Origin of the sequence: Phormidium sp. FACHB-1136, from assembly GCF_014697375.1 — a bacterium.
GTDB lineage: Bacteria > Cyanobacteriota > Cyanobacteriia > Phormidesmidales > Phormidesmidaceae > Nodosilinea.
Genome location: NZ_JACJRS010000046.1, coordinates 14746 through 40444, shown reverse-complemented (window position 1 = coordinate 40444; position 25699 = coordinate 14746). Strand labels below are relative to the sequence as shown.

Below are 25699 nucleotides of genomic sequence, written 5' to 3'. Positions count from 1 at the left end.
GTCGTTCACCCATGGGTCACCTGGGGGTGATTGGAATCCGCTAAAGAACCCGTGCTTTCAGCAGCGCACCCGGTAAGGTCACCAGCTTGCGAGGGGAAGGCACGTAGGCCCGCCGAGTAAACACGTCGTAGCCGTTCTCTTCGATCACGTCCAGAATTTGGCGATACAGATCCAACGCCGCCCACACGGGCCAGCGGGCATCGGGGCTGAGCAGGCGAATTCCGGCTTCGGCTTCGGCGTAGTAGTGGCGGGCGCGGTCGATCTCAAAGGCCATCAGGGCGCGCCAGCGGTCATCCACCACCCCAGCCATCAGGTCGGCTTCGGTGTAGTGGAACTGGGCTAAATCCTCTAGCGGGAGATAAATTCGGCCTCGGCGGGCATCTTCCCCCACGTCCCGCAGAATGTTGGTGAGCTGGTTGGCAATGCCGAGGGCTACCGCCTGGGGGGTGGGGTCAATGGGTTCTTTGGGGTGCCAGGGGGCGGTGTAGAGTTCTGTATCGATACCCATCACCGTGGTAGACATCAGGCCCACGGTGCCCGCCACCCGGTAGCAGTAGAGTTCTAAGTCCTGGAAGGTCTCGTAGCGGTTGCGGTGCAAGTCCATACGTTGGCCCGCAATCATATCCCGGAAGGGCTGGATATCGAGGGGGAACTTCTCTAGGGTATCCACCAGGGCCACGTCTTCGTCATCGACGGGACAACCTGCAAACACCGATTCCAGTTGGGCTTCCCAGCGGTCGAGGGTTTTCTCGTTGGTGAACTGGGCTTGGGGGCCATCCACCAGCTCATCGGTTCTCCGGCACCACAGGTAAATAGCCCAAATAGCGCGGCGCTTGGCGGGGGCCATTAGCAGGGTGCCCATGTAGAAGGTCTTTGAGTATTTTGCCGTGACTTGACGACAAAGCTCGTAGGCTTCCTCGATGGAGGAGAGGGATGGGCGTGGGGGAGAATCAGTCAGTTGCAGCATCAATGTCCCAATCTGGAGAAGGTAAATCTCAAACCGACCACAGGTGTATCTGCTTAACTAGCCTCTCATAACTGCACCCAACATGGGAAAAACAGTTAGGATTGGCCCAAGGCGACCCAGATTACACGGCATTTCGCGATGGACATAGCCAGGGAGGGGAAATGCTGCAACAGGCAACGGGCTGTGGCATCGATACAAGCGTCTATACGAGACACGGGGGCTAGTTGTGTTGATTATATGTTGCAATCCGTAACATATGTCGAAAAATCCGATTTGGCTAGGGCGACCTCGGCGGTGGCCTCGTCCCAAAGTTGGGCCAGCCCGGATAGAATAGAAAGCCGCACTCACTCGGTTCTGGCTTGGTTTTGGCAATGACCCTGGGGTCTGGGTTGCCCTAAAATCAACGGCCCACTCTCCTAGGCGAGTCCCTACTCCGGGACATAACCGGAACCGAGCTGGTGCGGATCGCCTGTCCATCTCGATGCTTGCGGGGAGCCCAACTCGTGCCTGAAACTAACTTTGATTTGCTTGTTCAATCCGATCCATTGTTGGCCACCATTGTGCAGCGCGAACTGCAACGCCAGCGGGATCATCTGGAACTGATCGCCAGCGAAAACTTCACCTCGGCGGCGGTGATGGCGGCCCAGGGGTCGGTGCTCACCAACAAATACGCGGAAGGGTTGCCCAACAAGCGCTACTACGGCGGCTGCACCTTTGTGGACGAGGCCGAGCAACTGGCCATCGACCGCGTGAAGGAACTCTTCGGAGCCGCCCACGCCAACGTGCAGCCCCACTCCGGTGCCCAGGCTAACTTTGCGGTGTTCCTGGCCCTGCTGAATCCCGGCGACACCATCATGGGCATGGATTTGTCCCACGGTGGGCACCTTACCCACGGGTCCCCTGTGAATGTGTCGGGTAAGTGGTTCAAGGTGGTGCAGTACGGCGTTAGCCGCGACACCGAGCAGCTCGACTTTGACAGCATTCGCGCCCTGGCCCTAGAGCATCGGCCCAAGCTGATCATCTGTGGTTATTCCGCCTATCCTCGCACCATTGATTTCCAAGCCTTCCGCGCCATCGCCGACGAAGTGGGCGCGTATCTAATGGCGGACATTGCCCACATTGCTGGATTGGTCGCTGCTGGGCTGCACCCCAACCCCGTGCCCCACTGCGATGTGGTCACCACCACCACCCACAAAACCCTGCGTGGCCCCCGTGGCGGACTGATCCTCACCCGCGATGCCGAACTGGGCAAGAAGTTTGACAAAGCGGTATTCCCCGGCACCCAGGGCGGCCCCCTAGAGCATGTCATCGCCGCCAAGGCCGTGGCCTTTGGGGAAGCCCTGCGGCCTGAGTTTAAGACCTACTCTGCCCAGGTGATTGAAAACGCCCAGCGCTTGGCCTCTCAACTGCAAACTCGTGGATTCAAAGTGGTTTCCAACGGCACCGATAACCACCTGGTGCTGGTGGATCTGCGCTCCATCGCCATGACTGGCAAGCGGGCCGACCAGCTAGTCAGCACCGTCAACATCACCGCCAACAAGAACACGGTGCCCTACGATCCCGAATCTCCCTTTGTCACCAGTGGTCTACGCCTGGGTTCCCCCGCCATGACCACCCGTGGCCTGGGCAGCGACGAGTTCGCCACCATCGCCGACATCATTGCGGATCGTCTATTGAATCCAGAGGATACGGCCATGGAAAGCCAGTGTCGGGATCGGGTGTCGGCCCTGTGCGAACGCTTCCCCCTCTATCCTCACCTGGGCGGTCGGGTTCCGGCCCTGGTGTAGATCCGAAAATCTCTCCCATCTAGGGGCGCACGTTAGGGGCGAATGGTCGCTCCCCTAGGACCAAACGCCATGGGGTAATGACAGAATGGACTCCGTTTAGCCTTCATGATCTGTCATAATCTCCATGGAGTTTGGTTTGTCTGGCCAAAGTCGAACTATCCTATGGGCTGAGTCAAGTTCCTAGGTTCTCGGCTTTTGTCCCTTTCCTGAGTCTCACCCTTGGGCGTTACTCCTAGGCGTTGACTGCTTGGTTACGCCCTGACCTAGCCGATCACGTCAACAAAAATTGTCCGGCCATTGTTAAGGCCCGGTAACGCTCACCAAACGCTGCTCTGCCCTTGATTCAATCAGACTCTCGTTGGCGCTGTTAGGTTTCCTTCCTGAGGAGTTCAGATGCCGTTTTATCTGTATCACTTTCTGGCCTTTGTGGTCTCCATGGCCGTTGTGCTGTTAACAACGCCTATTGTTCGTCGCATTGGCTTGAAAAGTGGTCGGGTAGATTTGCCGGGGGGGCGCAAGGTCCATAACCAGCCCATGGTGAGACTGGGCGGCGTATCGATTTTCCTCGGCACCTTCACCGCTCTGATCCTAGCCTGGGCCACGGGGGGCTTCTTGGACGGCAGCGGCCAATACCTGGCTCCGCCCCAGGAGTTTCAAATTTGGGGTGTTACCGTTGGTGGCTTGGCCTTTTTCCTGATTGGCTTGATGGACGATCTGTTTGGCCTATCCCCCATCAGCCGTCTGATTATGCAAGCCCTCGTAGCCACCATTGCCTGGCATGTTGGTGTCAGCATCGATTTTTTAACCATTCCGACCTACGGCCTGGTTCCCCTACCAGACTGGATTAGTCTGCCCGTCACCATCTTCTGGTTGGTGGGCATGGCCAACGCCATCAACTGGATCGACGGCCTGGACGGCTTGGCTGCTGGGGTGTCTGGCATTGCGGCTATGGTCATGATGGTGGTGTGCCTGTTTATGGGGCAACCCGCCGCTGCTCTGATTGCCGCCGCCCTAGCCGGAGGTGCCCTGGGTTTTCTACGCTATAACTTCAATCCCGCCAAAATTTTTATGGGCGATGGTGGAGCCTACTTTATGGGCTTTACCCTGGCCGGAGTGGGCATTATCGGGCTCGTAAAAACCGTCACCACCGCCGCTGTGTTGCTGCCCTACCTGATTTTGGCGGTACCCATCCTCGATATGTCTGCGGTGATTTTGGATCGCCTGCGTTCCGGCAACTCCCCCTTCATTGCCGACAAGCGCCACCTCCACCACCGTCTTCTCAAGGCCGGATTGTCTCACCGAGTCACCGTTCTATTTATTTACGTCCTTACTCTCTGGGCCGGTAGCCTTGCCTTAGCCTTTGCGGGCATCCCGAGCGGTGTGGCCTACGCCCTAGGAGCCACCGCCCTGCTTAGCTATACCGGATGGCGGCTACGTCAGCAGGCCCGGTAAGGCCTGGAAGAATTGACGACGAATTAGACCTATATTCCCCTATCGAACAGATCCACCTGTTCCCACGTTGAGCGGCGTAGGTTTAGGGTAGGCCGTGCCCACCCTATGGTGATGGGTCGTCCCGGTGTGGGGAAGCAGGGGATGGGTTGTCCCGAAGAGAAGGATCAGCCAAATTGTTTTTTGGCGGCTTCGTAGGTTGCTTCGGTAATTTGGGTGATGCCCTGATCTTGGGCAAATTTCTCGATTTTCTTGCGGGCAGCGGGACGTACAAAAAAGGGGATTTCCTTCAGACGAGCTTCAGCTTCAGCAGTCCAATCCATTGTGATTCCTCTCCTCAACCGGGCCGTGGTCGCGCCGTGCCAGCCAACACGGCGATTTTTTTGCACTTTGATTCAAACTTCTTTACGATACCAGGGTCAGGCGATGCCTTGGCAACGGGTTGACCGATGGTTAGGAGGAAATGGACATGAAAAAATTAGGACTGATGGCCCTGGCGGCGGTGCTGGCCTTGGGGATGGTACTGGGGATTGGCCAAGTCGTTCGGGCCGATATCATGCAGGAACCTGTGGTCTACACCATCGATGGCCAGCCCTACGAGGGTTACTTTGCGATTAACCCAGGCTTTGGCAACAACCAACCCCTGGTGCTGCTGGTGCATGATTGGAACGGGCTGGATAGCTACGAAATGCGCCGTGCCCAAATGCTGGCGGAACAGGGCTATGCCACCTTTGCGGTGGATCTCTACGGTCAAGGGGTACGGCCTCGCAATACTGAGGAATCCCAAGCCGAAAGCGGTAAGCTCTACGCCGACCGAGCCACCATGCGGGCACGTCTCGCGGCAGGTTTGGCCGAGGCCCAGCAGAGGATGGGCGTAGATGGGGATCGGGTGGTGGCAATTGGCTACTGCTTTGGCGGTGCAGCGGTGCTAGAAATGGCCCGTGCGGGGATGGACTTGGACGGTTTTGTCTCCTTCCACGGCAGCTTTGAAACCCCCGCAGGCCAAGACTATCGCCAAACCCAGGGCCGAGTGCTGATTCTACATGGCTCCGACGACCCCGTGGCCCCCATGGCCGACGTGGCCCAACTGGCCGCTGAAATGGATGCCGCCGATGTGGACTTTGACATGGAAATCTACGGCGGCGTAGACCATGCCTTCACCGTGTGGACAGCGGGGGATCGCTACGATGGGCGGGCCGACCGCAAATCCTGGCGGGCGCTGCTCACGTTCCTGGGCGAAACCATCGACTAGGGAGGGTTAATCATCCAGCAAAACAGAGGGGTTGCCAGGAAGCGTGGCGGGTTGCCCCGTTCGCTGGGGATGACGGTTACCGAGGGAATTACGGCTGCGGCTATCGCCCTTACCCTGGGCGATGGGCACCGTGAAATGGAACTGGCTACCCTTATTCTTGCCCTCCGAGTCGGCCCAGATGGTGCCGCCGAGTCCCTCAACAATCTGGCGGCACATGGCCAACCCTAGCCCGGTGCCGCCAGTGGTACGACGGAGGGCTCCTTCCTCTTGGTAGAACCGATCAAACACCGCATCGAGGCGACTGGGTTCAATGCCTCGTCCGGTGTCAGCGATGGTGACCTGGAGGTGGGTGGGACTGGATCGGGTCACCTGGATGGTAATTCTGCCACCAGCGGGGGTAAACTTACTCGCGTTATCGAGCAACTTCACCAGCACCTCCACCAGCCATTCTCCATCCGCCCGCACCAGGGGCGCAGACTTAGGAATTTTTACCTTAATGTTGGACACCGGGGCACCCGTGTTGTGGGCGTTCACACTGCTGAGGGCCAGATCAACGCATTCCTGGATCGAGAGGGCTTCCATATTCCACTCCACCCGTCCGCTTTCTAGTTTCGAGAGCGTCAGGAAATCCTGCACCAGTTTACGCATCCGTTCCGCATCTTCTAGAGCGGCCTGAATCATCACCTGGCGTAGTTCAGCAGGCATATCCGGCTCCGTAGACAGGCTCTCTAGGCAAACCTGAATGGTAGACAGGGGGGTGCGCAGTTCGTGTCCGGTGATGGCGATCAGGTTGGCGCGAGTCAAATCTAGGGCTTCGAGCTGACGGTTGAGGTCTTGCAGGTTGGCGTAGGCTTCAGCCTGAATGATGGCCACACTAAGCTGAGCGGCAATGGCATCGACCAACTCCTTGTCGTCCTCCGTCCATTCGTAGGGGTTGGCCTGACAGTGATGGAGCTCAATCATCCCCACCAGTCGGCCCTGGTAGGTGAGGGGGGCCATCAGCCAAGACTGAATCCGCCACCGATCCAGCAGCAGCCGAATGGCATCCAATTCGTAGCGGAAGGGGGACTCTGGATCGTGGGTGTCGGGGATAGCGACAATGTCCTTCGTATCCTGTACGTAGTCGAAGAGGGGACTGGTGGCTAGGGGCCAGGTTTCCCCCAACAGCGACTCCACCGTGGGCTGGCGATGCTCATACTCAATGGTCGCGGTGGCGTCGGTGGCGGCACAGGGGTAGATGAGGCAGCGACACACGTTCAAGGCTTGCCCCAGTTCCGAGGCCGCTTTTTCAAAGATTTCCGTGGCATTGAGAGACTGCCGAATCACCGAAGTAATGGAATTTACCAGACGTTCCCGCTGCTCTTGGGCCGCGATGGCTTTGTAGGCCTTCAGCAGCTTGTACTGCCCCGCCTGCAGATAGGTCACCAACCGCTGGGTAAAGGGATCGGGGTTACCCTTGCCATCTAGCCGTTCTGAGGGCATAGCGGCGGGGAAGAGGTAACGGGCCTTAGCCGACTGCACCTTGTTCAGAATGTCGGGTCGATATTGGGCAATGCGATCCAGCAAAATGTCCGCCGACCGCTGGGTCACGTAGGGATCCTGAGTCCAAATCCCCTCAAAGCGACGGTTTTGATCGAGGGAAGATTGCTCAGAATCGTCGTGGGCGGGGCGCTCACGGCAGATCAAACAGGCTTGGTAGTTGTCGCTGATCACCACTAAATGCCATTCATGAACCAGGGCATCCTCGGCCTCGAAGGCGATGGTTTCGTAGTTTTCAGATCGGCTAGTGAAGCTGGTGCCCGCTGCCGACAACACATAGATCTGATCACTCAGATCTGCGATGCGCAGATAGCGGCTGGCCTCTTGTAGGTAAAACCGCTCCTGCTGAAAGCTAGCGACGACGAGAGCCCCGCCCACACCGGCCAAAATATGGTCTTCCATGGCGTGGGACAGGGCGGTTAGGGATGTCTTGAAGTAGAGTCTAGGTCTAAGCTGGGGAATTGCCGTTAACAATTCTTCCACGACAGATGTGGAATTGCTCATAGTTCAAGCCAGAGAACCGTCATTGCAATCTCGCCCTAGGGGTGCGCAGGCAAAGTCAACCCCTTGCGATGACTGCTTTCGCAGCATTACTTCACCCTAGCCTACCAGTTGACGACATGGCCTTAGCACTTTGTAACCTTTCGCCAAGGTATAGCCACGGTGGGGATTGACGAGCCACCGTGGCATGGCGATTAGCCCCCTACCGTCACGCTGTTGTAAAGACTCATCGCCTTCTCAACCCCATCGGTTAGGCTTTTTTCCAGTGCCCGCACGGCCACATCCACCACCTCATCCATAACCTGCCGCTCCGCCTTCGAGAAATTGCCCAACACATGGGACACCACCGCCTGATCCCGTTCGGCCTCGGTGCGGGCGGCACCAATGCCAATGCGTAACCGACAAAAATCCTGGGTTTTGAGATGGGCAATGGCCGATTTCATGCCATTGTGCCCCCCCGCCGACCCCGCCAGCCGCAGCCGCAGTTTTCCCACAGGTAGATCCATATCGTCATACACCACCAACACGGCACCAGGGGTGATCTTCACCCAATCCAGCACCGCCCGCATCGACTGTCCCGAACGGTTCATGTAGGTGAGCGGCTTGAGCAGATGGATTTTCTGGCGATGGAGGCCGATGCCAGCCCCGTATTCTCCCTGAAAACGACGCTCCTCCTTGAGGGGAATCGCCCATCGCTTGGAGAGGCGATCCACCACCTCAAAGCCAATGTTGTGGCGGGTGCCTGCATATTTGGGGCCAGGGTTGCCTAGCCCCACAATCAGGCTAATCGGCAGACGCTCTGGGGTCACAGCGGCATCAGTCATAGCGCGTTCGCAAGATCACACAGATGGGATGGGTGGGGTCGGCGCTTGTTGTCCCTAGCGGTAAACCTACCGGGCAGACGAAGGTGCCATTCCCCGGAAAGGGGTCAATTACTGGGCCGGGGAGTTGCCAGCAGTGCCATTCTCGCCCTTGAGAGTCTCTTCGTGAAGACTGGTCTCAGCGGGAGAGTCCTCCACTGCCGCCTGGGCTACCACCGCTGGTTCAGCGTCCACCACAATTTCCGCTGGCTTCTCCTGGGGAGATAACACCTTCGAGGGCTGGGGATCCAGGGTAGCCTTCATGGGGCTGGTGACGACCTTCTCGATCTGCTGGGCTTCCTTTTTAAATTCCTCCTCAAATTCCTTAGAGGCGTCCTGGAACCCCTTAATGGCCTTCCCCAGGCTACGGCCAATCTCCGGCAGTTTTTTGGGGCCAAACACCAGCAGGGCCAAGACCAAAATCACGGCCATCTCCGGTAGGCCAACACCAAACACATTCATACACCAACTCCTACCCGCACCGGGTAAACCACAACCATCGGTCTTTCCCCATTATGCCGGGGCAACCATCGTAATCCGCCGTTGCTGTTCCTAATAACGCTGCCCCAATTCTGAACACCAGCCATCGAAAAAGGGCTAGCTCGGACAACATCCGCACTAGCCCAAGGGGTTAGGTTGAACAGTTTCGCCCTAGGCCAACCACCCTACATGCCGATGCTGCGCCAATCAACGTCGAAGCTATCGAGGATGATGGAGGAGTTGTAGAGCTGGAGAATAATCAGCAAGAAGACGAAAAAGAGTCCAATGAAAACCCCCATCAGGGGTGTGGTGCCCCAGCCAGGGGCTACTTTCCCATACTCAGAATTGAGGGGCTTGAGAACATCTCCCAACCAAGTCCGTTGTGCCATGGATCCTTCCGCTATCAATACTTTAATAGTTCGTAATATTATATGATGGAGAGGTTTCTACCTCTCATAAAGTTTATGGAACCCGCAACAGTTCTTATTATTTCCGTCGCAGCGGTGTTGGTCGCCGTCACGGGGTTTGCCGTCTATCTCTCCTTTGGCCCCCCCTCCAAGCAACTGGCCGATCCCTTCGATGAACACGAAGACTAAAAACGGTAGGCCATGGAGCTTGGCTAGACGAGGGATTCCGCAATGGGCCTCGGCTACAAAGCCTCTAGCCCCAACCGCTCTAGCTACGACAGGCCGTCACCCCGCTTAAGTGGTTCGGTTTTTAGCGATTCGTTGGGGAAGGGAGCACGGTTCGGTGCTATGATAGGTAACCTGTGCTTGGCATAGCGGCCTTCAAGGCCACCTGTTTTCACTCCTAAAATTTTGCTGCCCTTGTCCTATGATTAAGCTCCGCCTGAAGCGTTTTGGCAAAAAAAGAGAAGCTAGCTACCGCATCGTCGCCATCAACAGCGATGCCCGCCGCGATGGTCGCCCCCTAGAGGAACTGGGCTTCTACAATCCCCGCACCGACGAAACCCGTCTGGATGTGCCCGGTATTGTGCGCCGCTTGCAGCAGGGAGCACAGCCCACCAAAACCGTGAAACACATCCTCGAAAAGGCTAACGTTTTTGAGCAACTGAAGGCTCAAGCCTAGTCCCGTATCGGATCGACAGCATGAGTAGTCCCGACTTTTCCGGTCTGGTCAAGTTCTTGGTAGAGCCCTTTCTAGACGCTCCTGAAGCGTTGCGCATTGACTGTGAGCAAAATGCTGTGCAGGCTAAGGTCTGGATTCGGGTTGCCTTTAGCGGCGATGAGCGCGGCAAAGTCTTTGGCCGAGGGGGACGAAACATCCAGGCGATTCGCAACGTGGTGCGGGCCACGGCAGCACTTTGGGGCTGGTCAGCTTATTTTGATGTCTTCGGGGCATCGGAACAGGAGGGAGCTACCCCTCATCGCGGTAGCCATCCTCCCCGGAAACCCGCCCAAAAGCCAAAACCTCAGCTACGCCACAAATCCTAGTTACATCGGCCTTACCCGATGGGGTTTGTGGCTTTTTGCCGTTTCATGCTGTGGTCATGACCTCCACCGTTCGGATTGAAATTCCTCGGCCCGATGGGGCCATTGCACTCTCCGGCTACCGAGGTGAAAACTTTAAACTGTTGACCCAGCAGACAGGCGCAACCTTGGTGCTGCGAGGTCAAGAGCTGCTGATTTCAGGCACCGAAGCCACGGCAGAACGGGCACGTCGTTTGGTGGAAGCCCTGGAGCCGATCTGGGGCCAAGGGCAAACGGTGACTAGTGCCGACATTATGACGGCCTGTCATGCCCTCGACACCAACCAGGTGGAGGAACTTCAGGCCATTCACCAAGATGTGGTGGCTCGTACCCGCCGGGGCGAAGTCGTGCGGGCTAAAACCTTTCGCCAAAAACAGTACATCAAAGCCCTGCGTAGCCACGACCTCATTTTTTGTGCGGGGCCAGCCGGGACGGGTAAAACCTTTTTAGCCACCCTGGTTGGGGTGCAGGCATTGCTCAACAACGAATTTGAGCGCCTGATTCTCACCCGTCCGGCGGTGGAAGCTGGGGAACGGCTGGGCTTTTTGCCGGGGGATCTTCAGCAAAAGGTGAACCCCTACCTGCGGCCCCTCTACGATGCCCTCCATGAACTGGTCGATCCCGAAAAAATTGCCAACCTGATGGAGCGGGGCATTATTGAGGTGGCTCCCTTGGCCTACATGCGAGGACGCACCCTCAGCAATGCCTTCGTGATTTTAGACGAGGCCCAAAATACCACCCCCGCCCAAATGAAAATGGTGCTGACCCGCCTAGGGTTCCACTCCCGTATGGTGGTGACGGGGGATACCACCCAAACCGATCTACCCGATTACCAAGCCTCTGGGCTGTCCGTAGCTCAGCAGATCCTCCAGCGGGTAGAGGGGATTGCCTTTTGCAAACTTGGCCAAAGCGATGTGGTGCGCCATCCCCTCGTTCAGCGCATCGTCGCCGCCTACGAAACCTACGACGCCCAAAAAGCTAAGCGCTCCAGCTAATCGGATCTGGTCAGAATCAGGGCGAATCGGCGATGGGAACGGGGTATATCCTCTTCCCTAGAAAGCTGGTTAAAACCTGTTGCTCTGGACGTTGTCGATGACCTTAAAGCTGCACTACATCCAGGCGTGAGGTGATCAGGCGATCCATCCAGGCGGCTAGAAAGGTGCGGTTGTTGACCTGTTCTTGGGGGTCGGTGGTGTCGGCGGCGTGGGGGAGTAGCCCTTGCAGAGAGGCGCTGGTGACGCAGAACATCGACTTTTGGAAGCTTTGGCAAATCTTCACCCGCACATCGTCTAGGCCGCGACCGTGGGCTAGATAGAATTCGGTCAAATAGTCTGGCAGAAAATGGCGCATGTCCTGCATCAGCAGCGTCGGGGGAATGCCTGCACCGCCCACGGGGATGGGGTCGGCGTAGAGGGCACCGTACTGGAAGCGGCTTTGCTCAGCGGGGATTTGGTCGGCCTGGGCGTTGTAGGAGACCGTACCCAAAAACGGCGCACCCCGAAAGAAGACGGCCTCCACGTAGGGCACCGCCACATCCATCAAAAAGGTTAGCCCCGCCGACTTGGGCAGGAGGTCGTAGGTTTGGCCGTTAATTTCGACGTTGTAGGTGATGGGATTGCTGGCGGCGGCAACCAGGCCCGCTTTAATAAAGGCGACCACTTCGGGGATGGTTTTCACCGTCCCGGCATCGTAGGCATCGGAGAGGTCGATGAACAGATCGCTCATCACCCGCCAAAATTGACCCAGGGCGCTGTAGTAGGCGAGTTGGCGCACCTGCTCGGTCAGGAAATCGGGGAAGACCGCGTTGATACTGCGCACCAGGGGATTGGCCTTGGTTTTGGCGGTGGTGGCTTGGCGGCAGAGATCGAGAAATGCCTGGGAATCCAAAAACTCGTCCATTTTGCCGCCGCCGTGCCAGAGCATGGCCTTCATGCAGTATTCGGCGTACTCAAAGTTGATGCGGTCGTGCCACCAGTGCTTGAGTAGTTTGCCGAAGGACACCTCGCCATTGAAGTATTTAAAGAAGGGAAATAGCACCAAAAACTGGTGGTCGGCAATGTAGATTAGGTTTTTCGAGTAGGCATCCAGCACCACTCCATAGCTTTTCAGAATGCCCACCACCTCTAACACGTTGGTTTCCGAGTCGGGCAACAACGCATCCGCCGACAGCAGACGGTCGATAAACGGCTCTAGGGGATGAACCGACGCGGGTTTGGGGAGGGTGTTGGTCATGGCTGCGAGGTTTCGATAGGGCTATCGGCAAGGGGGGCAAGGGGGGAATTGACGATCAGGACAGCAGCGGGGAAATCACCGGGGCATCCAGCACCAGGGTATCGGCAACGAGGGAGTCATTCAGGGGCGCTAACCGTAGGGTGCTGGCCTGGACAAAACCTTGGTAGGGCTCGTGGAGGGCCAGGGTAGTGTGTTCGCTCCAGCGGGCCATCCAGTTGGGCTGAAGGCCAAAGGCGATGATCATACTGGCCAAGGCCAGGGCAGGAAGGCGGTCGCGCCAGGTCACACTAGGTAGGTCAACATCCAACTGGGGCGAGGCACTGGGGAGGGACACCGCCAGTCGCCCAAAGAACGCCCGATTCACCAGCAGCAGGAAGTACACTGCCGTGAGACCTGACCCCACCATGCACAGGAGCGTTTGCACCGGGAAAATCAGGAAACTACCGCGAAACACCAAGAATTCCGAGATAAAGCCCACCATGCCGGGAATCCCCGCACTGGCCATCACCCCCAAAATCATCAGAGAACCGACGAAGGGTAAGCCCCGTTCGGGGTTCAGCAGCCCCCGCAGCACGGTGAGATCGCGAGTGCCCGTCGTGTGATAGACCACCCCCACTAGCAAAAACAGCAGCCCCGAAATCAGCCCATGGCTTACCATTTGGAACACGGTGCCCACAATGCTGAGGGGCGTGGACGCCGCCGCCGCCAGCAGCACATAGCCCATGTGGCCGATGGAGCTATAGGCCACCATTTTCTTCATGTCCGTTTGGGCAATGGCTGCCAGGGATCCATAAAGCACGCTGATCACCGCCCAAGTTGCCATCACCGGAGCCAGGGCCATCCAGGCATCGGGGAATAGCCCCAGACCAAACCGCACCAGGCCGTAGGTGCCCAGCTTCAACAACACCCCCGCCAGCAGTACGGATACTGGGGTCGAAGCCTCGACGTGGGCATCGGGCAACCAGGTATGGAAGGGAAACAGGGGCACCTTGATGCCAAAGCCAATCAACAGGGCCACCAGCAAGATGATTTGCTGCGCCAGGGGCAGGGCCGTGGCCAAACCGCTGTCGTAGTCGAAGCTGGTGTTGCCCGACAGCCAAACCAGGCCCAGAAATGCGCCTAGGATCAAAATTCCTGATAGGGCCGTATAAATTAAAAACTTGGTGGCCGCATAGCCCCGTCTGGCTCCGCCCCAAATGGCGATCAGCAGATAAAGGGGAATCAGTTCTAATTCGTAAAAGATAAAGAACAGCAGCAGGTTAGCCGAGAGGAATGCCCCCGCCACCGCACCGTTGATCAGCAGAATCAGGGCGTAGTACAGCCGAGGCCGATGTAGCTGGGGATCGCTGATGTAGATCGCCACAATCCCCAGCAGGCTATTCACCGCCAGCAGGGGCAAGGAAAGGCCATCCAGACCCAAGCGATAGCTCAGCCCCAGCGGCTCCACCCAGGGCAGCAGTTCCTCGAACTGAAAGCCCGGTGTGGCGATGTCAAACTGGGTGGCCAGGACGATGACCCACAGCAGCGTCAACCCAATGGTGAGACCGCTGACTAGCTTGGCGGTAAAGGCCGTAATGTTTCCGGGCCAGAGGATAACCGCCAAAGCCCCAACTAACGGGATCAGAATCAGTACGCTCAGCATCGCTACCACAGGCTCCAGGTCATGAAGACGCCAATCAGGCCAACACCAGCCATGATGGTGAACAAATACAGTTGAGATTGGCCAGACACACTATATTTCAAACTTTCTCCGCCCAAGAGGGAGGCTAGACCGACGGCATTCACCAGGCCATCCACCACGTAGCGGTCAAACCAGTTGCTGAATCGCGACAGGCCACCCACGGCGGCGACCACGGTGTTGGCATAGAGCCGTTCGGTATAGAAATCGTAGGCCAGCAGGTCTTGCAGAATTCGCACCGGACGATTGCGCGACCGGGACAGCGACTTGGAGAGAGGAATCACCGACCCCAGGGCAACCCCTGACACCCCAAAGGCCACCAGCAGCAATGTCACAGGCAGGTTCCAATACTCCACAGGCGGCAACAGCGACATCCGGGCCATCATCACGGGCACCAGCAGCGTCACGATGGACAGGGACACCATCGGTACGGCCATTGGCCAGGGAACTTCTGGGGCACGACGAGTTTTAGGTTGGGCCTGCCCCAAAAAGACTAGGCGGAAGACACGGGTCAAATTTAAGGCCGTTAAACCGTTCACCACAAGGAAGACCAGGGCCAGCAGGGGCGAACTTTGACTGAGGAAATCCGCTCCCATCCGCAGCCCCCAGAAGCAACCGAGGGGCAAAATTCCCACCATGCCCAGGGAGCCAATCACAAAGGCCAGAGTGGTGGCGGGCATCCGTGACCACAGCCCCCCCATTTCCGTCAGGTTTTGGCTGGTGGTGGTGGTGATGATGCTGCCCACCCCCATAAACAGCAGCGCCTTGGCCACCGCATGGGTCAACAGCAGGGTAATCGCCACACCGGGCCATTCCGTGCCAACGGCCACGAAGACCAGGCCCAGATAAGCACTGGTGGAGTAGGACAGGGTTCGCTTGAGGTCAATCTGGGCCAGGGCCACCAGGGATCCACCGATGGCCGTAATGCTGCCCAGGGCAATCAACACCCCCAGCGTTACCGGGGACAGCACCACAATCGGTTGCAGCCGGATTAGCACGTAGGCTCCGCAGGTGACAACGACGGAATTGCGCAGAATCGACGCCGGGTTTGGCCCTTCCATGGCCTCATCCAGCCACAGGTGCAGCGGAAACTGGGCACATTTGCCAATCGGCCCCGCAATCAGCGCCAGCCCCAGCAACGTCCCGACCAGGGGCGACAGGCTTTCGGTTTTGACCCACCCGTAGAGGTCGTTAAAGTTCAGGCTGCCCGCCATTGCCGCCAGGGCTACCACCCCCATCAGCAGTAGCACATCGCCAATGCGTTTGGTCAAAAAGGCATCGCGGGCAGCCGTCACCACCAAGGGCTGGGCATACCAAAAGCCCACCAACAGGTAGGTCGAAAGGGTCAGCATTTCCAGCAGCGAGTAGGAGACGAACAGCGACCCGCTCAGCACTAGGCCGCTCATGGCCGCTTCAAAAAAGCCCATCAGCGAGTAAAACCGCGCCAAGGCCCAGTCTTTTTCCATGTATCCCAGGGCAAAAACCTGGGCCAACAGGCTGAGGAAGGTAATCAGCTCCAGCGCTCCCAGGTTCAGCACCGAGATATCGAAGGCCAATTCCAAATGCAGGTCGGCAAATTTGAACCAGGAGAAAATCAATTCCTGGGAACCCTGATTCCAAATGGCCTGAAACACCAACAGGCCATGGACAAAGGCCAACAGCGTCATGGCAATGTTGAGGTAGGCCGCTGGCCTTGGCCCAGTGCGGCGGATAAAGCCCATCGACCACGGCAGTGCCAACACCACCCCCAGCAGCCCATAGATCGGCAGCAGCCAACTGGTCTCCACCCACATCTGGTTCATAAGTCTGTCACTACCTCGTCTAAAAAATCTGCGACAGGCTACCCACCCTTTTCCAGCGTTGCTGCCAATCTGGAAAAAGTGGCCGTCACCGCAGACCTATCCCTTCCAGCCTGACGAATTCGCGGCCATTGCACCATTAAGATATGTAAATAGGGCCATACTGGAAGGGCTGATTTAGCCCCTTGATCACCAGTACCTGATCCGTTGTGAAACGGGAACAGAGGGACTGCGCCACCACCTATTAGCCATCATCCTACCCGATTCGGGAAGCCCCACTGAGATAACGCCTGACGCCACAGACAATAGATTCCAGTCAATCAAAACGCAAGATAATTCTTTGACATGGCAATCTCGATGGTTGCCGTTCTAGGTCTGATTGGGATGCCCCACTGGCGTTAGCGGAAGACCTGTAATGGTGGTGAGGACTCACCTAACCCATGGACGTCAACCCCCCATCCTGCAAGGTTTTGAGGATAAGGTTTAATAATACTCAACATTAGCAACAATCATTGAGGCTTATATTGCAAAAGTGTCAATCGACACCTATGCTTAGGTTGTCATCAAAGAGAAATCAGGTCTTTTCGCCTTTACCGCACTGGACAAGTCCCGTTTCTTGTGATTTCGGGATTGCTTATCGTGCCTGCAAATCGCTGAGCTACGGATGGGTAGGTCAGACCTAGATTTAACAAGGAGATTACGACAATGCCAATTGCTGTTGGAATGATTGAAACCCTGGGTTTTCCGGCTGTCGTGGAAGCGGCGGACGCCATGGTGAAAGCCGCCCGTGTAACCCTGGTGGGCTACGAGAAAATTGGTAGCGGTCGCGTGACCGTGATCGTGCGCGGCGATGTGTCCGAAGTACAGGCTTCCGTGTCCGCTGGGGTGGAATCCGCCAAGCGCGTCAACGGTGGCGAAGTGCTGTCTACCCACATCATTGCTCGTCCCCACGAAAACCTTGAGTTTGTCTTGCCCATTCGCTACACCGAGGCTGTGGAGCAGTTCCGAAGCTAGGTCAAGACTAGCTTGATGGGCCTTCGCCCCAGTTCTGTAACGGCAGTTCAGAACGGTGTGAACGGCTTTCCTTCTGAAATGAACGTGTGTCCAAAGGTGTTTGGCCCAGGACTACGTAGGTTACGCACACAGCCAGTAAACAATACAAGCTTAAGGAAGGGCTTACAAGCATGGCAATTGCAGTTGGTATGGTAGAAACGCTGGGTTTCCCCGCCGTGGTGGAAGCCGCTGATGCGATGGTGAAGGCCGCTCGCGTCACCCTGGTGGGCTACGAAAAAATTGGTAGCGGTCGTGTCACCGTCATCGTGCGCGGCGACGTGTCTGAGGTGCAAGCCTCTGTGGCCGCTGGTATTGAAAATGTTAAGCGCGTGAACGGTGGCCAAGTGCTGTCCACCCACATCATCGCCCGCCCCCACGAAAACCTAGAGTTCGTGCTGCCCATTCGCTACACCGAAGCGGTGGAACAGTTCCGTGAGAGCGTCAGCGGCATTCGTCCCTACGGCAGATAGGTAAGCCATGCTCTTGGCTAAGGTGCGTGGCACGGTGGTTAGCACCTGCAAAGAACCTAGCCTCAGCGGGGTAAAGTTTTTGCTGGTGCAGCTCATCAGCGAAACGGGGGATCTACTCCCGGATTACACCGTGGCGGCAGACGTGGTGGGCGCAGGCACAGGCGAATGGGTGTTGATTACCCAGGGCAGCGGTGCCCGCCAACATCCTGGCTATGAAGGGCGTCCGGTGGATGCAGCGGTGATCGCCATTGTAGACACGGTGAGCCTCGATAGCGGTGCCCTCTACGACAAACGGCACGACTTCAGCTAGGGATAGCCAAGCGGCTACGGCACCGTCCAGGGTTGGGGAACCGCTCTGGACATTGCCTATCCGGGCTAATGGGTTCCTGGGTAAGGGCGCTGATTTTTTTGGAGACTTGGATCATGACGGTCAGCACGCTGGCGGCGTCCCGTGTGTCGGATGCCACTCCTGAGGGAGCTTTCTCCAGGTTTGAGTCCGTAGGTGATGTGCGCCTAGGCCAGGGGGTGGTTATTGCCCCCAGCGCGGCTTTGCGGGCTCAGGTGGGGGCAACCTGCGTCGTGGGTTCTCGCACAGTTATCCAGGAAGGGGTAACGATTAATGGTCTGGGGCAGGCCAGGGTTCTCGGTGATGATCAGCGGCCCTACACCGTCTGGATTGGCCAAGGGGCCACCCTCACCCACCGAGTCATCATCCAAGGCCCCGCCTACATCGGCGACAACGTTTTCATCGGGTTTCGCTCCACCCTTTTTAATGCCCGCCTAGGGGCCAACAGCATTGTGATGATGCACGCCCTGGTGCAGGATGTGGAGGTGCCCCCCGGCAAGCTGGTGCCGTCAGGATCGGTGATCACCCGCCAAAGTCAGGCCGATGGGTTGCCGGACGTGAGTCCTCAAGATCTGGCCCTGGTGAGGGAATTACTCGGCTATGGCCCCGCCCCCGCTGACCTAAATGCTTTATCGGCTCAGCCAACCGTGGCTAGCCCTAACGTAGCTGGCTCCAACTTAAACGAACGCGATGGATTAGGTACTATGCAAACTCAACAGCTTTCCCCCGACGTTGTGCAGCGGGTGCGCCAATATTTGGCCCAAGGTCTGCGCATTGGCACCGAGCACGCCGATAATCGCCGCTACCGCAGTGGTGTGTGGCAAACCTGTAGCCCCATCCAGGCCACCCGCGAAGGGGAAGCCTTTGCCGCCCTTGAAGCCTGTCTGGCAGAACACCGGGGCGAGTATGTGCGGATGTTTGGCATCGACCCCAAAGCCAAGCAGCGGGTGGCCCCGGTGACGATTCAGCGGCCCGATGGTAAGGCGGTTGAGGTCAGCGGTTCCGTACCTGCGGTGTCCAGTGGGGCCAGCCAGGCCTATCGTCCGGCGGCGGTGGCGACATCGGGTTCTTTGTCTGCTGAGGTGGTGCAGCAGGTGCGTCAGTTCCTTAACCAGGGCTACCGCATCGGCACCGAACACGCCGATGGCCGCCGTTACCGCAGCGGTGTGTGGCAAACCTGCACCCCCATCACCTCCAACCGCGAGGGTGACGTAATTGCTGCCCTAGAGGCTTGTTTGGCCGACCACGCCGGGGAATACGTCCGGCTGTTCGGCATTGATCCCCGCGCCAACCAGCGGATTGCGCCCATCACCATTCAGCGTCCCGATGGTAAGCCCGTGGGTGGAGCCTCGGTTCCCGCCGGGACAGGCTTTGGCCGTTCCGTGGGTCAGCGTCCGGCTTCCGGTGGCTCTGTGAACCTCAGCGGCGACCTCGCCCAACAAGTACGCCAACTGATCAGCCAAGGCTACCACATTGGTGCAGAGCACGCCGATACCCGTCGCTATCGCAGCGGTGTGTGGCAAACCTGCGCCCCCATCACCTCCAACCGTGAGGGCGATGTGCTGGCGGCGGTGTCCCAGTGCATGGCGGCCTACCCCAACGAGTATGTCCGTATCTTCGGCATTGACCCCAAAGCCAAGCGCCGTGGCCCTGAAGTGACTGTGCAACGCCCTGGAGCCGCTCCTGCCTCTGGCCCCAGCGTCCCGGTGGCGTCCTACTCTGCACCCCAAGCCTCTGCTCCTGCCCCTGTCAGCCGTGGCGGTGGTCAAGGGCTGAGCCAAGACGTGGCGCAGCAGGTAAACCAGTTTGTGAACCAAGGCTATCGTCTCAGCCTGGAGGCTGCTGACCAGCGTCGCTACCGCAGCAACGTCTGGAAGACCTGCGCCACCCTGGAAGGGAGCCGCGTGTCGGATCTGCTGTCGGCGATTGATGGCCAACTGCGGACACACCAAGGCGAGTACGTGCGTCTGGTCGCCGTGGATCCCAAGGCCAAGCGTCGGGCCGCAGAAGTCACCATCCAGCGCCCCTAGGTTGGGGCGATTCTAGGAATACGGATAGCCAATGATAGGGCCACTGCCAACGGCGATTGCCAATTCTGACGCTCCTGCTGTGGAGGGACAGGTTGAGGTAGCCGAGGGCGTGGCCCTTGCTGATGGGGTTGTGCTGGATGCGGCTCCGGGGTGTCGGCTGGTGTTGGCCCCTGGGGTGTGCGTCGGCAGCGGCGTGATTATCCAGGCTGTCCGAGGGGATCTGGTGATTGAGCCGGGAGTTGTCCTCGGCAGTGGTGTGCTAGTTTTTGGCACAGGACGTATCGGCCAAAACGCTTGCATTGGCGCAGAGAGTACCTTAATTAACCCTGCTATCCTATCCAACCAGGTGGTGCCGCCTAAGTCGCTCCTGGGCGATCCCAGCCAGTCGTCTCGGAACGGAACGACTCCTAATCCAGCGGAGTTTGAGCAAGCGGTATTTGTTCAAGCCGCATTCAAGCAAGACGCTTTTGTTCAAGAGGTGCCCTCCCAAGAGGCGTCCTCTCAAGAAATCTTCATTCAAGAAACGTTTGTTCAAGAGACTTTGGTTCAAGAGACCTTGGTTCAAGAGACCTTGGTTCAAGCAGCTCTCCCCGAAGATTGGCCAGAAAATCCGGCTGACGCTGGCTCTCAGTCCCCGCATAATGACGCCGAAACCGATGCGGTGACGGGAGAAGCTTTAGAGTCCGAACAGGCCGATTCACCCAGTACGACGAATGGCACCCGTCCACCCGCCCACGGTCAAAAACAGGTGCAGGACTTATTAGCCAAACTGTTTCCCCATCGGCAACCCCTAGGGGTTCTAGATAATGGCGACACTTCTGGGGGTGTGTCTCCCGAAGACAAGCCTTAGAATGGAGTTACGGATACCATCCCCTAGAGGCGCTCTATGCAAGCCGACGGTAAATTAGCCTCCAAACAAGATTTGAAATTGGCCACCAAGGCCAAGCTAAATCTGGCCACCCCTCCAGCGGGCCAGTCGGAGGCCAAAAGTCGGTTTGAGAAATATCGTGGTTCGGCCCTGGGGATGGTGTCGGCGGCGGGATTTCCGGTGGTGGTGAAGGCGGCGGATGCCATGCTGAAGGCCGCTGATGTGTACCTGGTCGGCTACGAAAAAACCGGGAGCGGGCTGTGTACGGCCATTGTGCGGGGCGGCGTGGCCAACGTGCGGATGGCAGTATCGGCGGGCGTCGAAGCGGTGGAAGAGGCGGGCCAAACGGCATCCTCCAGCCTGATTCCTCGCCCGTTGCCCAATCTGGAGGCAGTGCTGCCCATCTGTGCCCGGTGGGAGCAACTGCGGCGGGAAGGGAAAAGTCGGCTGGGCAGTCAGGCTATTGGGTTATTGGAAACACGGGGCTTTCCGGCCATGGTGGGCGCTGCCGATGCCATGACCAAATCCGCCGATGTGGAGCTGATTTCCCACGAAACCATTGGCGACGGGCTATGTACGATTTTGATTCGTGGTTCCTTGCCCAACGTGGCCATTGCCATCGAGGCTGGGATGCACGAAGCCGAACGCATTGGCGAACTCCATGCGGTGATGGTGATTCCTCGGCCCTTGGACGATTTGGCCGACTCCCTGCCCCAGGTAGAACTGGAGGAAGAACAACCCCTGCGTCTACCCATCAACTTGGAGGCCAAGCAGGAGGAGGCGGTTGCCGAGCCCCTAGCCCTGGAAGCTACTGCCAACGAAGAACTAGCTCAACCTCTCAGCCTAGAGCTAGAACGCGAACTGGCCGACGAAGAGCTTTAACCAAGCCAAGGAACAGTTGCTGCTGTCGTCAAGCGCTGTGTGATTGGCAAGGCCTGTGTTACCCAACAGCGTTGTCCCAGAGTGGCATCTTTCTCCTATGGCACTCCCCAGGGACAGGACAGTTACCAAGCGTAATGTGGGGAGCGCATCCCGAAGATCTGCGGTATTCTTGGGGCAATTTCCTGAATAGGTCAGCCCCATGAAGCGGCGTACCATTTTTTATCGTGCGGTGGTCGTAGTCATTACAGCCTTGTTGATGGCTATTCCCTTCGCCACCCAGGCTCCAGCCCAAACCCCCAACCCTAATTCTCCCCCCCTGCGAAATATTGTCCAAGGGTACGAGCCTGTGTTTATGGCGGGCGCGAGTGCCTATTCCGTGTTCACGACGGATACGGCTTCGGCCCACCAGGTTTGGTATCGAATTTCTGGCGGCGATGCCCTCTTTCGGCAGCGGCTACGGGTTTACCAGGAAAATGCTGGCCCCCGACCCCAAAATCAACTCCCCCCCGACAGTGCCCGCCGCCAGGAGTTACTCTCCAATGATCCGACGGGCTGGTTTATGTTTCCAGCCACAACGGGGATTTCCACCTACTATTTTGATGGCGATCACCGCTCTAGGGGAAGCCAAGAGTGGCAGGATGCCTTTGGACTGAAGGTGCAGCGTACCCGCTATGCCAACGGTAATCTCTATGAACTGGGTTTTGAAGATCAGGAAAGCCTTGACGACTTTAACGATATTGAAATCCAGGTGGTTATTCTACAACCGCAGCCCTAACTAAGCCAAAGCGATCTCCCTTAATCCTTGCAAACGATGCCTGGATTTTCCCCTGACCGGGGGGATCCCCTTGCCCGTAGCCTATGACCTATGTCCAAAAACCTGATTTTGTTCCGCCACGGTAAGTCAGACTGGGAGGCCAGCTTTAACCGCGACCACGACCGTCCCGTGGCCGAGCGGGGGCGACGGGCCGCAAAAACCATGGGGCGTTGGTTGGCGGCGGGAGATCGGGTGCCCGATCTGGCCATTACGTCCTCAGCGGTGCGGGCCAAAACCACCCTAGAACTGGCGGCAGCGGCGGGGCAGTGGGCTTGCCCTATCCAGGAAACCGGGGATCTCTATGAAGCGACGGTGGAAACAGTGCTGGCGGTGATTCAACGGCAATCGGACGCCTACGCCAATCTGATGCTGGTGGGCCACGAACCCACCTGGTCGGATACCCTGACGTACCTGATGGGGGGTGGCACGGTGCGAATGCCTACGGCGGCGATGGCCTGCCTAGCGTTCGAGGTGGATCAGTGGACGCAGGTGGGGCAGGGCCGTGGTAGTCTGCTGTGGCTGATGCCCCCCAAACTGCTCAACCCTGTGTCGATACCATGATCGCCTTACCTCCCCCGCAATACCACGTCTGGAAAACTTACCCCTGTGCCTACACCCACTACCCGGCCCTGGGCGATCAGGACACCCCACCTCTGCTGCTGATCCACCCCATTGGGGTGGGGCTGGCGGGGTGGTTTTGGCATAGATTTGCCCAGGCTATGGCCTCAACGGGAACCAGCCCCGACCTCTATGTGCCCGATCTGCTGGGCTGCGGTCACAGTTCCAAACCGAAGGTCGCCTACTACGCCGAAGACTGGGCCGATCAGGTGGCCCATTTTTTGGCCCAGGTGGTGCAGCGGCCCGTGGTGCTGGTGGTGCAAGGGGGCTGCTTGCCCATTGGCCTATGGTTGATGGCCCACCCCAAAGCCCAGGGCTTGATCCAATCCCTAGTGCTGAGTGGCCCACCGGGGATGAAACTCATGACCACCCCCACCTCCCCACGCCGCCAAACCCTGCTATGGAATCTGTTGTTTAGCGGTCCGGTGGGGTCTGGCTTCTTTCGCTATGCCCGTCGAGAGGCCTTTTTAGCCTCCTTTAGCCGTCGCCAACTGTTTGCCGAGGAACAGGACATCGACCGGGAATGGCTGGATCAATTGCAGCAAGACGCCCAGGATGCAGGCGGACGCCATGCGGTGTACTCCTTCCTGGCGGGCTTTTGGCGGCAGGACTATACCGCCTTAATGGCCGCCATCCCAGTCCCCACCTTGGTGATTTTTGGCGACGCCGCCTCCGGCATCAACCGCCTCAGCCGTACCGACCCACCCCAACAACGCCTGGAAGATTATCTCCGCCAAATCCCCACCGCCGCCGGAAGAATGATCCCTGGCCGCAATGTGTTGCCCTACGAATCCACCACCGCCTTTATGGAGATCGTGCGGGACTGGTTGAGGGGCGAATTGCCGACCTAGGCACTGCGATCACTGCGTAGGGCCAGTCCACTGAAAATATGGGGTCTTGGGAATTATGCCTATCGTGCGGAGACATGGGGTGGATCAGGCTACCGGGTTTTGGCGGGGGCTGAGGCTTGGGTTGGCGACCATTGCGGTGGGCGGTGGGCGGTGCGGGCGGTAACGTGCCATATCCGACTACCGCAAAGATGGTTGTAGAAGGCAACCATGCCAACAGCTACCTTGAACCAAAAATACACGGGGGAAAGCAGGCAGTAAAAGAACCCGTGGCGGCGGGAGTAGGTGGAATGGGCGGGCCGAAAGCGCATGGCGAGGGCGACCTGTAGCAGAGTGCTGAGAATGAGCAGGCCCATCATGGCTAGGTTGATGTTTTCAAACATCAAATCTCGATCCGAGATGCTGAGGTGGATGCTGATCATCATCGGCACCACCTGCCACACCAGCAGATAAAACCCTTGGCTAAACAGCAGCATCAGCAGCCAGTAGCCCTTTTGCACCGGGTCGAGGTGGGGGGTGCGGGCCACCCGATTCAGGTACAAACTGGCCACCTCCAGCCAGCCCTGGCTCCAGCGTTGTCGTTGCAGCCACAGCCCCCGCAGTTGGGTGGGGGCCAGTTCGGTGGTAATGATGGCGGGATCGTGTACCAGACGACAGCCCCGCAGCAGCCCCCGCACGGTGGCATCAATGTCTTCAGTCAGGCGGGTGGGGGAAAACCCCAGTTCCCGTAGGGCCGCTGTGCGCCAATAGCCGTTCGATCCGCCAAACAGGGCGGTATCCGCCAGCAGGGAGCGGCCATAGTGGCTGATGCCGTAGGTGCATTCAAACTCCACAGCCACCAGGTGAGTCATCCAGTTATCTTGAGCGTTACGAATGATGTTGCGCCCCTGGACGCCGTCGTACTGCCCCGTGGACAACCAGGCCCAGGCACGCCCCAAACAATCCGGCGCAGGATGATGATCGGCGTCAAAAATGCAGGTCATCGCGCCCTGTACCTGAGTTAGAGCGGCATTCAGGTTTTCGGCCTTGGATCGGCTCCCTGCCACGGGCAGCAGCACCAGGGCCGGATAGCGACGGGCCAAGCGCCGCAGCCGATCCTCCACCGGAAGGCCTGTGGGGGTGTTGTAGGCCAAAATCACCTCCCATCCTGCCGCTGGAGCCTTGACCTGGGTGAGCCAGTGCCGCAGGGTTTCTTCGATGATGTCCTGCTCGTTGGGCAAGTAGGCCGCCACCACCACCGAGACAAAGGGCAGTTCCACCGACAGCACCCCTAGGCGATTATCCAGGGGGTCGCCCAATGAATCGCCCAATGAATCGCCCAATGAATCGCCCAGGAAGTTGCTCCGGTGAGCCTCAGCCCGCCGCTGCCGCCGTCCTTTGGGATATAGCCATTGCTGAAGCCATCCACGGGGCCGATGGAGCGGCACCCACCACTGCTGAAGGGCCACCACGACGGTTTCGCTGTTGATCACCACCAGGCCGATGATCGCCACAATGAGGAGGGCAAGCTGCACCAAAATCAGGCTGTGCCCCTGGTTGAGCCAAAGGATATAACCCGCCATGGGGGTCAACAATAGCCAAGCACTCAACCCCACCCAACGTCTAACCTGGGCCAGCGTTGACCCAGAAAACAGCCCTAGGCTTAGCTTCATAGGCGTTGATTAACTCCTGAAATCGCAAGGCTGTAGCAATCGGCCATCCAGACAATACACCCCTGGGCTAGATCCGGTCAGGTC

26 protein-coding genes are annotated in these 25699 nt (G+C 58.2%); 16 read left to right on the top strand and 10 right to left on the bottom strand.

The features are described from left to right. Positions 1–40: 40 nt before the first annotated feature. Complete coding sequence (crtB, locus tag H6G62_RS14880) at positions 41–967, bottom strand: 15-cis-phytoene synthase CrtB (protein ID WP_190496490.1); 927 nt, start codon at positions 965–967, stop codon at positions 41–43. Positions 968–1470: 503 nt separating this feature from the next. Here crtB and glyA point away from each other — a divergent pair. Both glyA and H6G62_RS14870 read left to right on the top strand, forming a co-directional pair. Further along, entirely contained in the window at positions 1471–2754 is a 1284-nt protein-coding gene (gene glyA, locus H6G62_RS14875) for a serine hydroxymethyltransferase (protein WP_190496487.1), read from the top strand. 393 nt (positions 2755–3147) lie between these two features. After that, on the top strand, positions 3148–4206 hold the full coding sequence (locus H6G62_RS14870) for an MraY family glycosyltransferase (protein ID WP_190496485.1): 1059 nt from the start codon (positions 3148–3150) through the stop codon (positions 4204–4206). 164 nt (positions 4207–4370) lie between these two features. Here H6G62_RS14870 and H6G62_RS14865 read toward each other — a convergent pair whose 3' ends face one another. Further along, on the bottom strand, positions 4371–4526 hold the full coding sequence (locus H6G62_RS14865; protein ID WP_190496483.1) for a PCP reductase family protein: 156 nt from the start codon (positions 4524–4526) through the stop codon (positions 4371–4373). 146 nt (positions 4527–4672) lie between these two features. On the opposite strand from H6G62_RS14865, the gene H6G62_RS14860 reads away from it, so the two are divergent. Beyond that, a complete protein-coding gene (locus tag H6G62_RS14860) occupies positions 4673–5455 on the top strand; it encodes a dienelactone hydrolase family protein (RefSeq protein WP_199324996.1) in 783 nt (260 codons plus the stop codon). Positions 5456–5461: 6 nt separating this feature from the next. Here the strand turns inward: H6G62_RS14860 and H6G62_RS14855 are convergent, their stop codons facing one another. From H6G62_RS14855 to psbH, 4 genes are all read right to left on the bottom strand, one after another. Next, positions 5462–7498, bottom strand: coding sequence for a DICT sensory domain-containing protein (locus H6G62_RS14855; RefSeq protein ID WP_190496480.1), 2037 nt, complete (start codon positions 7496–7498; stop codon positions 5462–5464). 191 nt (positions 7499–7689) lie between these two features. Further along, the gene (gene pth / locus H6G62_RS14850) at positions 7690–8319 is read right to left on the bottom strand and encodes an aminoacyl-tRNA hydrolase (RefSeq protein WP_190496478.1); all 630 of its coding nucleotides are present in this window, start codon (positions 8317–8319) and stop codon (positions 7690–7692) included. A gap of 108 nt (positions 8320–8427) precedes the next feature. Further along, positions 8428–8817: a TatA/E family twin arginine-targeting protein translocase gene (locus H6G62_RS28615; protein WP_190496476.1), complete on the bottom strand. Its 390-nt coding sequence runs from the start codon at positions 8815–8817 to the stop codon at positions 8428–8430. A gap of 203 nt (positions 8818–9020) precedes the next feature. After that, positions 9021–9224 carry a photosystem II reaction center protein PsbH gene (psbH, locus tag H6G62_RS14840; protein WP_190496474.1) on the bottom strand — a complete coding sequence of 68 codons (204 nt, stop codon included), beginning with the start codon at positions 9222–9224 and terminating at the stop codon, positions 9021–9023. A gap of 75 nt (positions 9225–9299) precedes the next feature. On the opposite strand from psbH, the gene psbN reads away from it, so the two are divergent. The 4 genes from psbN to H6G62_RS14820 all read left to right on the top strand — a co-directional run bounded on the left by psbN (position 9300) and on the right by H6G62_RS14820 (position 11320). After that, complete coding sequence (gene psbN, locus H6G62_RS14835) at positions 9300–9431, top strand: photosystem II reaction center protein PsbN (RefSeq protein WP_190496472.1); 132 nt, start codon at positions 9300–9302, stop codon at positions 9429–9431. A gap of 238 nt (positions 9432–9669) precedes the next feature. Further along, positions 9670–9924 (top strand): 30S ribosomal protein S16, encoded by a 255-nt coding sequence (gene rpsP, locus H6G62_RS14830; protein WP_190496470.1) that lies wholly within the window; start codon positions 9670–9672, stop codon positions 9922–9924. Positions 9925–9944: 20 nt separating this feature from the next. Then, the gene (locus H6G62_RS14825) at positions 9945–10289 is read left to right on the top strand and encodes a KH domain-containing protein (RefSeq protein ID WP_190496468.1); all 345 of its coding nucleotides are present in this window, start codon (positions 9945–9947) and stop codon (positions 10287–10289) included. Between the two features lie 56 nt (positions 10290–10345). Then, positions 10346–11320 (top strand): PhoH family protein, encoded by a 975-nt coding sequence (locus H6G62_RS14820; RefSeq protein WP_190496466.1) that lies wholly within the window; start codon positions 10346–10348, stop codon positions 11318–11320. 103 nt (positions 11321–11423) lie between these two features. On the opposite strand, the gene H6G62_RS14815 is transcribed toward H6G62_RS14820, so the two are convergent. The 3 genes from H6G62_RS14815 to H6G62_RS14805 are packed head-to-tail and all read right to left on the bottom strand — an operon-like array spanning position 11424 to position 16037. Beyond that, positions 11424–12557 (bottom strand): CO2 hydration protein, encoded by a 1134-nt coding sequence (locus H6G62_RS14815; protein WP_190496464.1) that lies wholly within the window; start codon positions 12555–12557, stop codon positions 11424–11426. Between the two features lie 55 nt (positions 12558–12612). Next, positions 12613–14199 carry an NADH-quinone oxidoreductase subunit M gene (locus H6G62_RS14810; protein WP_190496462.1) on the bottom strand — a complete coding sequence of 529 codons (1587 nt, stop codon included), beginning with the start codon at positions 14197–14199 and terminating at the stop codon, positions 12613–12615. Positions 14200–14201: 2 nt separating this feature from the next. Continuing rightward, positions 14202–16037 carry an NAD(P)H-quinone oxidoreductase subunit F gene (locus H6G62_RS14805; protein ID WP_190496460.1) on the bottom strand — a complete coding sequence of 612 codons (1836 nt, stop codon included), beginning with the start codon at positions 16035–16037 and terminating at the stop codon, positions 14202–14204. 702 nt (positions 16038–16739) lie between these two features. On the opposite strand from H6G62_RS14805, the gene H6G62_RS14800 reads away from it, so the two are divergent. From H6G62_RS14800 to H6G62_RS14760, 9 genes are all read left to right on the top strand, one after another. Continuing rightward, positions 16740–17048: a carbon dioxide-concentrating mechanism protein CcmK gene (locus tag H6G62_RS14800; protein ID WP_190496457.1), complete on the top strand. Its 309-nt coding sequence runs from the start codon at positions 16740–16742 to the stop codon at positions 17046–17048. A gap of 170 nt (positions 17049–17218) precedes the next feature. Continuing rightward, positions 17219–17557, top strand: coding sequence for a carbon dioxide-concentrating mechanism protein CcmK (locus tag H6G62_RS14795; protein WP_080806052.1), 339 nt, complete (start codon positions 17219–17221; stop codon positions 17555–17557). Between the two features lie 7 nt (positions 17558–17564). Then, on the top strand, positions 17565–17867 hold the full coding sequence (locus H6G62_RS14790) for a EutN/CcmL family microcompartment protein (RefSeq protein WP_190496455.1): 303 nt from the start codon (positions 17565–17567) through the stop codon (positions 17865–17867). Positions 17868–17980: 113 nt separating this feature from the next. Further along, positions 17981–19933: a ribulose bisphosphate carboxylase small subunit gene (locus tag H6G62_RS14785; RefSeq protein ID WP_190496453.1), complete on the top strand. Its 1953-nt coding sequence runs from the start codon at positions 17981–17983 to the stop codon at positions 19931–19933. A 31-nt stretch (positions 19934–19964) separates the two neighbouring features. Continuing rightward, the gene (locus H6G62_RS14780; RefSeq protein WP_190496450.1) at positions 19965–20783 is read left to right on the top strand and encodes a hypothetical protein; all 819 of its coding nucleotides are present in this window, start codon (positions 19965–19967) and stop codon (positions 20781–20783) included. 36 nt (positions 20784–20819) lie between these two features. After that, positions 20820–21683: a BMC domain-containing protein gene (locus tag H6G62_RS14775; protein ID WP_190496448.1), complete on the top strand. Its 864-nt coding sequence runs from the start codon at positions 20820–20822 to the stop codon at positions 21681–21683. A 199-nt stretch (positions 21684–21882) separates the two neighbouring features. Beyond that, on the top strand, positions 21883–22458 hold the full coding sequence (locus H6G62_RS14770) for a hypothetical protein (protein WP_190496446.1): 576 nt from the start codon (positions 21883–21885) through the stop codon (positions 22456–22458). A 90-nt stretch (positions 22459–22548) separates the two neighbouring features. After that, positions 22549–23058 (top strand): histidine phosphatase family protein, encoded by a 510-nt coding sequence (locus H6G62_RS14765; RefSeq protein ID WP_190496444.1) that lies wholly within the window; start codon positions 22549–22551, stop codon positions 23056–23058. Next, a complete protein-coding gene (locus H6G62_RS14760; protein ID WP_347239360.1) occupies positions 23013–23966 on the top strand; it encodes an alpha/beta hydrolase in 954 nt (317 codons plus the stop codon). Before H6G62_RS14765 ends, H6G62_RS14760 begins: the two co-directional genes overlap by 46 nt. 89 nt (positions 23967–24055) lie before the next feature. Here the strand turns inward: H6G62_RS14760 and H6G62_RS14755 are convergent, their stop codons facing one another. Further along, entirely contained in the window at positions 24056–25615 is a 1560-nt protein-coding gene (locus H6G62_RS14755) for a glycosyltransferase family 2 protein (protein ID WP_190496442.1), read from the bottom strand. Positions 25616–25699: the final 84 nt, after the last annotated feature.